Genomic DNA, 13,717 nt, shown 5'->3' on the forward strand with positions numbered 1-13,717 from the left:
TACTATATCGTTTTAGTACAACAAATATAGCTTTTTGTTTATGTATTAAGCATAAAAAAACAGCTCAGATTTTAATAATCAAAGCTGTTTGTATTTATTTTAGAATGAAGATTATATTATCGCTTGGTAAATGTTTTAATGTCATAAAGTGCCATAACAGCCTCTAAATTAGTATTGGTAGTTTTACCAACATTATCGGCAGGTACAACTACAACTCTAAATACTTGGTTTTGAGTATATGAATTATCTAAAAGAGAAAAATCGGTTGTGCCATCTAGAAAAAATCTAACATCTGTTTGTGTAAAGTCGTAGTTATAAATCAAATCACCATCATCAAACTGAACCGTTTGTGGCATAAGCCTCCAAATATCTTGTCCGTTTAATGTTTCCCATAATATATAGACTAACGTAACATCTGTAGGAAAGACATCAAAACCATAAGCTTCAATGTATTCATAATTATTGGTTTGGTTAAGATCTAACACAATTTCAAAAGCAGAGGAGGCTATAATGGCACCATTTTGGCCGTTAAACCCATCTAAACCTTGAGGACCTTGAGGGCCTTCGCAAGACATTAAAAATATAGCAAATACCGAAATAACAGATAATATACGTTTCATATGTAAATAGTTTAAGATTGTTTTTCTTTAAATGTATCAAAACTAATACCAAAGTAGAACCAAACGAAAATAATTTCTAAATATATAATCTGACATCATGTCACATTCTTTCTAATGGCATAATCATTGTCTTTATGCATTTGTAAATAATTAATAAAATTTATTTCGCATTAAGCGGAAAAACATAAAACAAATAAAGATATGAGTAAGATTATTGGAATCGATTTAGGAACTACCAACTCTTGCGTTTCTGTAATGGAAGGTAACGAGCCAGTAGTTATCCCTAACGCAGAAGGTAAAAGAACAACACCATCTGTAATTGCCTTTGTAGAAGGAGGAGAAATTAAAGTTGGAGATCCAGCAAAAAGACAAGCAGTAACTAACCCAACAAAAACAGTTTATTCTATTAAACGTTTTATGGGTAACAAGTATACTGAGTCTAAAAAAGAAGCAGAACGTGTACCTTACAAAGTAGTAAAAGGAGATAATGACACACCACGTGTTGATATTGATGGTCGTTTATACACACCTCAAGAATTATCTGCAATGGTATTACAGAAAATGAAAAAAACAGCTGAAGATTACTTAGGTACCTCAGTAACAGAAGCAGTAATTACTGTACCAGCATATTTTAACGATGCACAACGTCAAGCTACAAAAGAAGCTGGTGAAATTGCTGGTTTAAAAGTACGTCGTATTATCAACGAGCCAACAGCAGCAGCTTTAGCTTATGGTATGGACAAAAAAGGAATTGACCAAAAAATCGTTGTTTTCGATTTTGGTGGTGGAACGCATGATGTATCTATCTTAGAATTAGGAGATGGTGTATTCGAAGTTTTATCTACAGATGGTGATACTCACTTAGGTGGTGATGACGTAGATCAAAAAGTTATTGATTGGTTAGCAGACGAGTTTAACGCTGAAGAGTCTATGGACTTACGTAAAGACCCAATGTCTTTACAACGTTTAAAAGAAGCTGCAGAAAAAGCTAAGATTGAATTATCTGCTTCAGAGCAAACAGAAATCAACTTACCTTATATTACAGCTACTGCATCAGGACCAAAACACTTAGTACGTACATTAACACGTTCTAAATTCGAGCAGTTAATTGACGATTTAGTAAAAAGAACAATAGAGCCTTGTGCAACAGCTTTAAAAGCAGCAGGATTATCTAAAAGTGATATCGACGAAGTAATTTTAGTTGGTGGATCTACACGTATTCCAGCAGTACAACAAGCAGTAGAAAAGTTTTTCGGAAAAACGCCTTCTAAAGGTGTAAACCCTGATGAAGTTGTTTCTTTAGGAGCAGCAATTCAAGGTGGAGTTTTATCTGGAGATGTTAAAGATGTATTACTTTTAGATGTAACACCTTTATCATTAGGTATCGAAACAATGGGTAACGTAATGACGAAACTTATTGAAGCAAATACTACAATTCCAACTAAAAAGTCTCAAGTATTCTCTACAGCAGCAGACAACCAACCTTCAGTGGAAATCCACGTATTACAAGGTGAAAGAGCTATGGCTGCAGATAATAAAACAATTGGACGTTTTCATTTAAGTGATATTCCACCAGCACAAAGAGGAGTTCCTCAAATTGAAGTAACTTTCGATATCGATGCAAACGGAATCATTAAAGTTTCTGCTACAGATAAAGCAACTAACAAGACACAAGATATCCGTATCGAAGCGTCTTCTGGTTTAACTGAGGAAGAAATTAAAGCAATGAGAGCAGATGCTGAAGCAAATGCAGAAGCAGATGCAAAAGCAGCAGAAAATGCTAAGAAATTAAACGAAGCAGATTCTATGATTTTCCAAACAGAAAATCAACTTAAAGAATTTGGTGACAAAATATCTGATGATAAAAAAGCACCAATTGAAGAAGCTTTAGCAGAATTAAAAGTAGCTTACGAAACTAGAGATGTAGCAGTTATTGAGCCAGCTTTAGACAAACTTAACGAAGTTTGGAAAGTAGCTAGCGAAGAAATGTACAAAGCACAAGCAGATGCTCAAGGTGGAGCAGCTGGACCAGAAGCAAGTGAGCCAGCTCAAGCTGAAAGTGATAATGTTGAAGATGTAGATTTCGAAGAAGTTAAATAATTACGTCATTTTGCAGTAGATGCAGAATACATAAATATTAAAAACGTAACCATTAATTTGGTTGCGTTTTTTTATGTAAAAAAAGAAAGCTCGTTATCTAAATAATTATATTTTTAGATAGTTAATAGTTTAAGACAATTACTTTATAAACATTGCTTTTTATTACGCATAGCAATAGTTTTGCTTAAACAAATATTATTTGTATCGGTACAAAAGTATTACCTCTAGGAGTGGAAGAGGTTAGGGATAATAAATTGTGAAATTAAATTTTAATAATTACTAAGAAATAATTAGCAAGCTAATTATATATAATAAAAAACGCAATCATTAATTTGATTGCGTTCTTTATCATTTTTAATAAGGCGATTTTATAAGGTAGTTGCTTATAAAAACGTTCCATACTCATCTGTTTTTACTCTAACAATTTCTTCACCATTTTTTAATTTGATTTTATATTGTTTTTTAGCAACATTATTTCCTTTATGAAATTTAACACTATAAACATCTTTTACAATAGACCAATTAGGGAAACGTTTTGCAACAGCATCTCTAACGTCTTTAGGTAATTTTACATCTTCAAATCTTTCAATAGTTCTTATAACATCACCTTCTTTATTATAAGCAGCAACAATTTTGCCGTCTGGAATAAAAAAGGAAACAGAATAGTTGTCATATTCATCACTATAGAATTCAGCGTTTTTTATATCATATAATGCAACTTCCTTTTCTAGGGTTTTAACTCTGCTATCCGAGTCTGGTGAGTATGCGGCATTTAAATATTTGTAGCTTACAGATATTACTATTTCTTCCAATTCAATTGGATCTTGGGCATAAACTTGAGATGTTAATCCTAATGCGATTAAAATAAAAAGTACTTTTTTCATGATTGTATATTTATATGATTAATAAATCAAAATTAGACAAGACCATACTATTTCAAAATGATCAAGGTCATATACCCAATTTTTAATTTATTATGCATGCATAATAAATTATTGATTATATTTGTTGAAATAAATAAAAGATCATGCAAACCAAATTAACTCAACTCTTAAACATAAAACACCCAATAATTCAAGCACCAATGTTTTTGGTCTCTAACGTTGCTATGGTAACAGAAGCTATGAAAGGTGGAATAGCAGGTTGTATTCCAGCACTTAATTATAGAACACTAGATGAGTTAAGAGCTGTATTAAAAGAGCTTAAAGCTAATAAGGTTGAAGGTGGATCATTCGGTTTTAATTTAATAGTCAATAAATCTAACTTAAAATATAAAGGACAGTTAGAAGTGATTTGCGAAGAAGGTTGCGATTTTATTATCACCTCTTTAGGAAGTCCAGAAGAAACCATAAAACAAGCGCATAAAGCAGGTATAAAAGTATTTTGTGATGTTACTGATTTACGTTTTGCACAAAAAGTAGAACAATTAGGTGCAGATGCTGCAATTGCAGTAAATAGTGAAGCTGGTGGACACAGAGGAAATTTATCTCCAGAAGAATTAACAAATCAATTAAGCAAAGCTTTAAGCATTCCAGTAATTTCTGCAGGAGGAGTAGGTTGTAAAGCAGATATTGATAGAATGATAAGTTATGGAGCAGAAGGCGTAAGTGTTGGAAGCCCATTTATAGCATCTATAGAAGCAGGAGTAACAGATGAATACAAGCAAGCTTGTGTAGATTATGGTGCAGAAGATATTATCATGACACAGCGTATTTCTGGTACACCATGTACTGTGATTAATACGCCTTATGTTCAGAAAATTGGAACTAAAGAATCCTGGCTTGAAACGGTTTTAAATAAAAACAAGAAACTTAAAAAATGGGTTAAGATGGTTCGTTTTTCAATAGGAATGAAAGCTGCAGAAAATGCTGCGAAAACTGCAACTTATAAAACGGTTTGGGTTGCTGGACCTAGTATTGAACATACTAAAGCAATATTACCAGTAAAAGCAATTATAGATAAGTTGGTAAAAGAATAACAACTTAAAAATTAATTGTCTACTATAAATAGAAACCATTTAACCTGTAATAAATCAAGTATTTATTACAGGTTTTTCTTTGTAAAAATATAAGTAATTTCCTTTATAAAGGTATACCGTAGCCTTCTGTTTTATTTTTTAAACTACTGTATTAAAAGACTTTAAATAAAAATATAATTGGTCTTTTAATATTGAAGAAGAATTAGATAAAGTAAATTTCGATGCTATAGTTTTAACTAATAGTAATCAAGAAATTCTACTCTAGATGCATCAAAAAGGTGTAAACAATTGTTTAAAATAAACCAAAATATTGTTAGACGCTTACCAAACAAAATAGTTGCTTCTTATATTAATATATCTCAAGAAACTTTAAGTAGAATAAAATCTAAAATTTAATTTTAAACCGAAAAAGCACTAAAAGCTAACACTGTAAAAGGTTTATTTACTTTACTTTCTAAAAAAAATAGTCGAACTTCGTTTAACGTATAATATAAAACATTGAAACGATTTTATATCAACGAACCGTTAAACGAACCTTTGACCCGTCCTGAAATAAGGCTACATAATTTTAAACACTATGTTTGTCTTCAAAAGAGAACTATAATTTATATAAAAAATAACCTCTTAAGTTCTTCGGCTAATAACAAGTCTTTTAGAGAGAGAAAATCTCTAACAACACCATAAATAATTTATTGCGACTTCTAACCTACTAAAGAAGATTATCTTAGGTATTCTAACTTTTATCTACTTTATTTTCTAAAAAAATAGTCGAACTTCGTTTAACGTCTAATATAAAATATTGAAATGATTTTATATGAACGAAATATTGGGTGCAATTTGAAAAACCTAACTAAATAAAAATAAAATGTTTAGACATCAAGGTAAAAGCAGAACAATAAAACATAATCTGCAAATTGCCACAGTTTTGTCCTTTGTTGCTGGAATTGTTAATGTTACAGGATTTTTAGCTTTTAACCAGTTGACTACAAATGTAACTGGACATTTTGCTCTTTTTATTAGAGATGTTGCCAATTTTGAAGTTTGGAAGGGAACAATTTATTTCCTTTATATTTTTTCCTTTCTCTTTGGTTCTTTTTTGTCAAGTTTTCTAATTGAAAAATTTAAAGGAAATAGAAAACTTAATGTTTTTGTATTACCAACAATAATTGAATGCCTAATATTACTCTCAATTTCTATCATAAGTAATACTGGAGAAATAAAATATCCAGATTTAATAATTTGTTTACTACTCTTCTCTATGGGACTTCAAAATTCTTTTGTTTCAAAAATTTCAAATGCAATTGTAAGAACAACACATCTTACAGGATTGTTTACAGATTTAGGGATAGAATTATCGCAACTATTTTTTCCTAAAGCTCATCCGCATAGAGAAAAAATTAAGGAGACTATTAAACTGCGAATTTATATAATTTGCTTCTTTTTTCTTGGAGGACTAATAGGTGGATTTCTTTACTCAAGACTTGACTTGAAATTAAATACTCTAATTTTTGGAGCAGTAATTTTATTAATAAGCCTGTTTTACGACGATTTAAGATATAGATTAATAAGAACTAAAAGAAAATACAAACAAAGAAAAAAAATGGCACACGACAACGAGTATAATTAGTTACTGGTTCGTTTTCTTTTATTAATTTAAACCAAGCAAACTAACCATATATGAACACGTTAAACGAACCTTCATGATTTTTTTTCAAATTCTCGTTAAACCAAAAAAAGCATCAAACCAAACCATTAATAATATCCACATTAACCACATGTTTGCCTTCAAAAGGAATAATATTTACTTCCTTTCCAAATAATTCTTGAGCACGTTTAGTTTCGTAAGCAATACGTGTTTTGTTTAAATATTCATCTTCAGTACCATAAACCAAAGAGACTTTGCCTTTTAAAAGTTTAAAATCTTCGGCTATTAATTCCTTTGGTAAACCACCAGAATGCAATATTAGTTGAGAACATTGTAATTGTCTGTTTTTAATATAACGTGTTGCTACGCTAACACCTTGAGAATAGCCTAAAACAATAAGGTTTTTGCTTTCAGAGATTTGTTCTTCGGCTAAAATAGAATCAAAATAATTTACAATGTTTTGGGTTTCGGTTTGCGTATTTTCTTTAGTTAACCAGCAACCACCAACATGTTTAAAACCATCTTGATAATACAAACTAGGCGCTTGAGGTGAGATAATGTAATTTTCTTCGGCATTTAAGCCTTTAAAATATCTAATAAAATATTTACTTAAATAGCCTAAACCATGGCATACAAACCATACATTTTTAGTTTTATCTGTTAAAGTGTTTAAAGTAGAATAGGGTTTATTGGTGGTGTAAAATATTTCCTTTTGGGTAGATTGCATTGTTGCTATGTTTCGTATTTTTGAAGTTATAAAAATACAGTAAAAAGATGAATATTTCTAAAACAGAAATGCTAGCAAAAGCAAACGCTTCTAGTAAAAATACTTTAATGGAAACCTTAGACATTGAAATGGTAGATTTTGGTGAAAATTTTTTAGTAGCCAGAATGCCGGTAACACCAAGAGTACACCAACCAGATGGTGTATTGCATGGTGGAGCAACAGCAGCTTTGGCAGAAAGTGTTGGTAGTTTTGCTTCGCATATTTTTACAGACACAGATACTATGTTTGTACGTGGTTTAGAGATTACTGCAAACCATTTAAAAAGTGTAAAAGATGGTTTTGTTTATGCAAAAGCTACTTTTTTACATAAAGGTAGAACCACACAATTATTAGATATTAGGGTAACAGACGAAGCTAATAATTTAGTTTCTATTTGTAGATTGTCTACTATCTCATTACCAAAAAAGAAGTAATTTATGCAAACCGACGATTTTTTTGAAGCTGCTCAAGATTATTTTGATGATGCTCTGCCTTTTGTATTGTATCGTAAACCCAATGCTTCGATTGTTAAAGGAGTGTTTCAAGATAATGATACGGTTTACACTTCTAAAGACTTAACCGAAAGTGGTTTTGTTTTTTCTCCATTCGACTCTAAAAAGGAAACAGTTTTAATTCCTACAAACCAATCTTCTAGTGCGGAAACTAATGCTGTTATTCCTGCAAAGACAGGAAGCCATAAAGAGATAAAAATTTCAAACGAAGTAAAAGACTTTCACGTCTCACTTGTTTCAAAAGCAATAAATAGCATTAAAAATGGTGCCTTTAAAAAAGTAGTGATTTCTAGAGTAGAAGAGGTGAAACTTTCAGAAAGTAACCCTATAGAGCTCTTTAAACGCTTATTGGCACAATACAAAACTGCATTTGTATATTGTTGGTATCATCCAAAAATAGGACTTTGGCTTGGTGCAACTCCAGAAACATTACTTAGTGTTACTGGAAATAGGTTTACAACCATGTCTTTAGCAGGAACACAAGAGTTTAAAGGTGAAGAGAATCCAAAATGGGAAGCTAAAGAAACTGAAGAACAACAGCTAGTTACAGCTTATTTAGTAAGTAATTTAGAATCTTCTGTAAGTAGTTTAAATGTTGCCAATGTAGAAACTGTAAAAGCAGGGAGTTTACTGCATTTGCGGACACGAGTTTCTGGTGTTTTAAATAAAAATTTAAAAGAAGTTGTAGATATTTTACATCCAACACCTGCAGTTTGTGGTTTGCCCAAGGATGTTACAAAGGCATTTATTTTGGAAACAGAAAATTATAATCGTGAGTTTTATACGGGTTTTTTAGGTGAATTAAATATAGTCGAGAAAAAAACACGTAATACTAACAGGCGTAATGTCGAGAATAGTGCTTATGCTGCAATAAAAACGGTTTCTAATTTATTTGTAAACCTGCGTTGCATGCAATTAACAGATGTAAAAGCAAGTATTTACGTTGGAGGTGGTATTACAAAAGATTCTATTCCAGAAAATGAATGGCAAGAAACAGTAAATAAAACACAAACCATGAAAAAGGTGTTGTTTTAATGCGTATTAAAAGGCCGATTTTGTATTTTTACACCACAGATGAAGCACCCAAAAATACCACTCGCTCAAACCGTTATTCAGCTTTGTAAAGCTAAGAATATACAACATATAGTATTATCTCCAGGTAGTAGAAATGCACCTTTAACAATAGGTTTTACTCACGATCCTTTTTTTAAATGTTATAGTATTGTAGACGAGCGTTGTGCTGCGTTTTTTGCTATGGGAATTGCACAGCAAATTCAAGAACCAGTGGCTGTTGTTTGTACGTCTGGTAGTGCGCTTTTAAATTATTATCCAGCTGTTGCAGAGGCTTATTATAGTAATATTCCTTTAGTGGTTTTGAGTGCAGATAGACCAAAATATTTAGTAGGTATTGGTGATGGACAAACTATAAATCAAGAAGATGTTTATAAAAATCACATTTTGTATTCTGCTAATTTAAAGCAAGATTTAGATAAAGAAAATAAACTTAATAAAAACGAGTTGCCAATATTAAAAAGTATTGAGAACAAGTTAGAAAAGGATCTTGACTTGCAAAAAATAATACAGCAACATAATGAAGAACAGGTAAATAAGGCCATTAATATTTCGGTTTCACAAAAAGGACCTGTACATATTAATGTTCCGTTTAATGAGCCTTTGTATGATATGGTTGATGAACTAGTTGTGAATCCAGAGGTTATTCCGCTTGCGGAAAAAGATATTGAAAATGAAGATTTAAGTGTCTTTTTAAACCTGTGGAATACTGCCAAGCGTAAATTAGTTTTAGTAGGTGTAAACCAACCAAATACTGTAGAGCAGGAATACTTAAACCTTTTAGCCCAGGACGAAAGTGTTTTAGTACTTACCGAAACAACTTCTAATATGCATAACGAGCGTTTTATTCCTGGAATAGATAAATTAATAGCTGCTTTAAATACTGAGGAACTAGAGCAATTAAAACCAGAAATACTTTTAACTTTTGGCGGGCTAGTTGTTTCTAAAAAAATTAAAAAATTCTTAAGAGATTGTAAATTAAAACAACATTGGCATATTGGAGAGCATCATGCTAATGATACATTTTTTGCATTAAATAAAGCATTTAAAATGCCAGTTAACACATTCTTTTCTCAATTTTTAGAGCAAACAAAGGCTGTACAAAGTGAATACAATAGTTTTTGGCTTACTGCTTTTAAAAGTAGAAGAGAAAAACATGAGATTTATTTAAAAACAATTCCTTTTAGCGATTTTAAAGTATTTGAATTACTATTAAAAAGCATACCAAACGATTCTAAATTACAAGTAGGTAACAGTTCTACAATTAGGTACACGCAACTCTTCGATTTAAAGAAATCTATAGAAGTTTTTTGCAATAGAGGAACTAGCGGAATTGATGGAAGTACAAGCACTGCTATTGGTGCTGCATTAGCCTCTAAATTACAAACCACATTTATTACAGGAGATTTAAGTTTTCTTTACGATAGTAATGCGTTTTGGAATAATTATATACCCAACAACTTTAGAGTAATTGTTGTTAATAATGGAGGAGGAGGTATTTTTAGAATTTTACCAGGACATAAAAACACACCAAACTATGACACCTATTTTGAGACCAAGCACAATTTAACAGCAAAACAACTCTGTGCGATGTATGGTTTTAAATATAATACAGCTTCAAGTGAAACAGAATTAGTTTCGGTTTTAAACCATTTTTATGTTAAAGATACCAAACCTAAATTACTTGAAATTTTTACACCAAACGATTTGAATGATGAGACTCTTCTCAAGTATTTTAGTGCAATTAAGTAATTAGTCGATAAATTTTTCCGTTTATCGATATTGCGGTTATAATTTATTAAAGCAGTGATTTTATTGGTTTAAAAAAAACGTATATTTAAGGAGAATAAAAATAACTTAAAACTATAATTATGAGTAAAAGAGATGATCTAATAGCAAAATACGCGGCAGATTTAAAAGATAAGATAGGTGAAGCTCCAGACATGGATTTTTTAACTAAAGTAACAATTGGTTGCGGACCATCTATTTACAATAAAGATGCGGCAACGGTTTCTGGTTCAGATGATAAAGAATTAGCTACAGTTAAAAATAATTTTTTAATTAAAAAATTAGGCTTAGCAGATAGTGCAGACTTAGATAAAGCTATAGCTTCTGTAATTGAGAAATATGGTAAATCTAACAGAAATAAATACAGAGCAGTTGTTTATTATTTATTAGCGAGACACTTTAAAAAAGAGTCTGTTTACAAATAGAATAATATTTTAAAACATATATAAAGCGTTACAATCTAGGTTGTAACGCTTTTTTATTGCTCTGTATTTGTTTAAGATTCTTAGATATTTGTTATTATATCTTATTAATTTTTTTTCAGGACTATAAAATTACTCCCAAAATGAAAAAAACCTCATTTTTGAGTATTAATATTAGTATTTTTGCCGCATGATAAATATAGGAGAATATAATACTTTAGAAATACTTAGAGAAACCGAACCAGGTATGTTTCTAGGAGATACAGATGGTAACGAGGTTTTATTACCAAACCGTTATGTTGAAGACGTTTTTAAAGTTGGTGATGATGTAGAGGTATTTATATACTTAGATAACGATGAACGTTTAGTTGCAGTAACAGATGAGCCACATATTACAAAAGGTGATTTTGCTGTTTTACGTTGTAATGCAGTAAACGATTATGGTGCTTTTCTTGATTGGGGAATGGTGAAAGAATTATTTTGCCCGTTTAAAGAGCAAGCCTTTCCAATGAAAAAAGGAGGTTGGTATTTAGTACATTGTTATTTAGACGAAAAAAGCGAAAGACTTGTAGCTACAAGTAAAACGAATAGGTTTCTAGATAATGAAGAACTAACAGTCGCTGAATTTGAAGAAGTAAATTTAATAGTGTCGCACCCAAGTGATTTTGGAATGAATGTTATTGTAAACAAACAACATACAGGATTAATTTATAAAGACAGTATCTTTCAAGAATTAAGTATTGGAGATCGTTTAAAAGGGATTATTAAAAAAATAAGACCAGGAAATAAATTAGATATAGCTTTAGGGCAAGTTGGTTTTAGAAACATAGAACCTAATGCAAAGAAGATTCTAGAAATTCTTGAAGATAACTCTGGATATTTACCACTACACGACAAATCTTCACCAGAAGCAATTAAAGATACTTTAGAAATGAGTAAGAAGAACTTTAAAAAAGCGATTGGTACACTTTATAAGCAGAAACAAATTACTATTGAAACAGACGGTATTCGTTTAGTTTAACTTCTAGTTTTTTAATTTTTAACAAAACAATAAAGCTGCTATACTGCATAAGTAATAAAAGCAGCTTTCTACTAATTTTAGTTTAAGGAAAAATTGGTTGGTTATTATTTTTTATAGAAGTTTACTTTCTGAATAGATAAAAATAAAAGACTCATCTATAAATAAACTATAGTGTTTTTGCTTATGTTAAAAAGAATAACTAGTTTTTAGTTTTCTCTCATTTGATAGATTTCATGCACTAATAGAAAACGTATTAACTACTTTTTCTTTAGACCAAAATGAAGCTTCTTCTAAAGTATTTGCTATATAATATGGTTTTTTTATAAAATGCTGTTCTATTTTAACGTTCATTTCATCGAAATGGTTGTTATATATAATTGAGCAGTATGATACAGCGTTTTCTAATTTTTCGCTATAGCTGGCTATGTCTAATGGTGAAATAGAATATTGGTTAATTCTATTAGTAATATGCCCAAAAGGTCTATTCTTAAAAAAAGAGTTTGTAATTTTTAAAAGCGTTTGTGTGTTATTTGTGTCTAAATGAATTCCTTCTTTAACTTCTGCAATTAGTAAATTCTTAAAGAAGTAGAAATCGCCAATTGTAAGATGGTGCGTTTCTATCACGCTTTTGTAGATAGGTGAGTTAATTGTTCTCATTAACAATGGTTTATGGTTTTATTAATAACGCCATAAAGATATTGTCAACTCGTCTATTTGCATTTTTTTATTGATTAATAAAATTAATTTATTACAAACGGTGTGTTTTTATCGATTAAAAACATTTTTTATTAAGTTTTTACCTACAAAAAATTAAATTTTGATGTTGTTAAGAAATAAATTCTGATTAACTTTAATAAAAAAAGTTAGCGTAAGTTTTTAAAGAATAATTAAAAAATAAGGACTTCAATAATCAAAATTATGTATTTTTAAATTCTGAAAAATAAAAGATAATATGAGCGAGGTAAAATGGGTTAAAGTCAAGGATTTTGAAGATATTACCTATAATAAATGTAATGGAGTTGCTAGAATAGCATTTAACAGACCAAACGTTAGAAACGCGTTTAGACCTAAAACAACAAAAGAACTTTACGATGCTTTTTATGATGCGCAAGAAGACACTTCTATTGGAGTTGTCTTATTGTCTGCCGAAGGTCCATCGACTAAAGATGGTATCTATTCATTTTGTTCTGGAGGAGACCAGAAAGCTAGAGGTCATCAAGGATATGTAGGAGAAGATGGTTACCACAGATTAAATATTTTAGAAGTACAGCGTTTAATTCGTTTTATGCCTAAAGCAGTTATTGCAGTTGTTCCAGGTTGGGCAGTTGGTGGTGGTCACAGTTTACATGTGGTTTGCGATTTAACTTTAGCCAGTAAAGAACACGCTATTTTTAAGCAAACAGATGCAGACGTTACTAGTTTTGATGGTGGTTATGGATCTGCATATTTAGCTAAAATGGTAGGACAAAAAAAGGCCAGAGAGATATTTTTTCTAGGGCGTAGTTACTCTGCTCAAGAAGCTTATGATATGGGAATGGTAAATGCCGTAATTCCTCATGAAGAATTGGAAGCTACAGCTTACCAATGGGCTCAAGAAATACTAGAAAAATCGCCAACGTCTATAAGAATGCTTAAATTTGCAATGAATTTAACAGACGATGGTATGGTTGGACAACAAGTGTTTGCAGGTGAAGCAACACGTTTGGCATACATGACAGACGAAGCAAAAGAAGGTCGTGATGCCTTTTTAGAAAAAAGAAAACCTAACTTCCCAAAGCAGTGGATACCTTAACA

13 protein-coding genes and 1 pseudogene are annotated in these 13,717 nt (G+C 30.9%); 10 read left to right on the plus strand and 4 right to left on the minus strand.

The genetic code is table 11. The features are described from left to right. Positions 1-116: 116 nt before the first annotated feature. Entirely contained in the window at positions 117-620 is a 504-nt protein-coding gene (locus CW733_RS03510) for a hypothetical protein (RefSeq protein WP_100995750.1), read from the minus strand. Between the two features lie 201 nt (positions 621-821). Here CW733_RS03510 and dnaK point away from each other — a divergent pair, with 201 nt between their 5' ends. Further along, a complete protein-coding gene (gene dnaK / locus CW733_RS03515; RefSeq protein ID WP_100995751.1) occupies positions 822-2,720 on the plus strand; it encodes a molecular chaperone DnaK in 1,899 nt (632 codons plus the stop codon). Between the two features lie 383 nt (positions 2,721-3,103). Here dnaK and CW733_RS03520 read toward each other — a convergent pair whose 3' ends face one another. Beyond that, a complete protein-coding gene (locus CW733_RS03520) occupies positions 3,104-3,604 on the minus strand; it encodes a nicotinate-nucleotide adenylyltransferase (RefSeq protein WP_100995752.1) in 501 nt (166 codons plus the stop codon). Between the two features lie 143 nt (positions 3,605-3,747). On the opposite strand from CW733_RS03520, the gene CW733_RS03525 reads away from it, so the two are divergent. The 3 genes and pseudogenes from CW733_RS03525 to CW733_RS03535 all read left to right on the plus strand — a co-directional run bounded on the left by CW733_RS03525 (position 3,748) and on the right by CW733_RS03535 (position 6,325). Further along, positions 3,748-4,698, plus strand: coding sequence for a nitronate monooxygenase family protein (locus tag CW733_RS03525; RefSeq protein WP_100995754.1), 951 nt, complete (start codon positions 3,748-3,750; stop codon positions 4,696-4,698). 258 nt (positions 4,699-4,956) lie between these two features. Then, positions 4,957-5,094: pseudogene (locus CW733_RS16600) on the plus strand (Crp/Fnr family transcriptional regulator); the annotation flags it as partial. 469 nt (positions 5,095-5,563) lie between these two features. Next, the gene (locus CW733_RS03535) at positions 5,564-6,325 is read left to right on the plus strand and encodes a YoaK family protein (RefSeq protein WP_100995756.1); all 762 of its coding nucleotides are present in this window, start codon (positions 5,564-5,566) and stop codon (positions 6,323-6,325) included. A gap of 112 nt (positions 6,326-6,437) precedes the next feature. Here the strand turns inward: CW733_RS03535 and CW733_RS03540 are convergent, their stop codons facing one another. Beyond that, entirely contained in the window at positions 6,438-7,070 is a 633-nt protein-coding gene (locus CW733_RS03540; RefSeq protein ID WP_100995758.1) for an alpha/beta hydrolase, read from the minus strand. A gap of 47 nt (positions 7,071-7,117) precedes the next feature. Between CW733_RS03540 and CW733_RS03545 the strand changes: the two genes are divergently transcribed. The 5 genes from CW733_RS03545 (at position 7,118) to CW733_RS03565 (ending at position 11,923) form a co-directional block, all read left to right on the plus strand. After that, positions 7,118-7,543, plus strand: coding sequence for a PaaI family thioesterase (locus CW733_RS03545; protein WP_100995760.1), 426 nt, complete (start codon positions 7,118-7,120; stop codon positions 7,541-7,543). Between the two features lie 3 nt (positions 7,544-7,546). After that, on the plus strand, positions 7,547-8,656 hold the full coding sequence (locus tag CW733_RS03550) for a chorismate-binding protein (RefSeq protein ID WP_100995762.1): 1,110 nt from the start codon (positions 7,547-7,549) through the stop codon (positions 8,654-8,656). A 39-nt stretch (positions 8,657-8,695) separates the two neighbouring features. After that, on the plus strand, positions 8,696-10,444 hold the full coding sequence (gene menD / locus CW733_RS03555; protein WP_100995765.1) for a 2-succinyl-5-enolpyruvyl-6-hydroxy-3-cyclohexene-1-carboxylic-acid synthase: 1,749 nt from the start codon (positions 8,696-8,698) through the stop codon (positions 10,442-10,444). A 119-nt stretch (positions 10,445-10,563) separates the two neighbouring features. Then, entirely contained in the window at positions 10,564-10,905 is a 342-nt protein-coding gene (locus CW733_RS03560) for a DUF2853 family protein (RefSeq protein ID WP_100995767.1), read from the plus strand. 187 nt (positions 10,906-11,092) lie between these two features. Next, on the plus strand, positions 11,093-11,923 hold the full coding sequence (locus CW733_RS03565; protein ID WP_100995769.1) for a S1 RNA-binding domain-containing protein: 831 nt from the start codon (positions 11,093-11,095) through the stop codon (positions 11,921-11,923). A gap of 231 nt (positions 11,924-12,154) precedes the next feature. Here the strand turns inward: CW733_RS03565 and CW733_RS03570 are convergent, their stop codons facing one another. Next, entirely contained in the window at positions 12,155-12,580 is a 426-nt protein-coding gene (locus tag CW733_RS03570) for a hypothetical protein (RefSeq protein WP_100995771.1), read from the minus strand. 295 nt (positions 12,581-12,875) lie between these two features. Here CW733_RS03570 and CW733_RS03575 point away from each other — a divergent pair, with 295 nt between their 5' ends. After that, positions 12,876-13,715 (plus strand): 1,4-dihydroxy-2-naphthoyl-CoA synthase, encoded by an 840-nt coding sequence (locus CW733_RS03575; protein WP_100995773.1) that lies wholly within the window; start codon positions 12,876-12,878, stop codon positions 13,713-13,715. Positions 13,716-13,717 lie beyond the last annotated feature (2 nt).

Origin of the sequence: Lacinutrix sp. Bg11-31 (assembly GCF_002831665.1) — a bacterium.
Taxonomy (GTDB): Bacteria; Bacteroidota; Bacteroidia; order Flavobacteriales; family Flavobacteriaceae; genus Lacinutrix.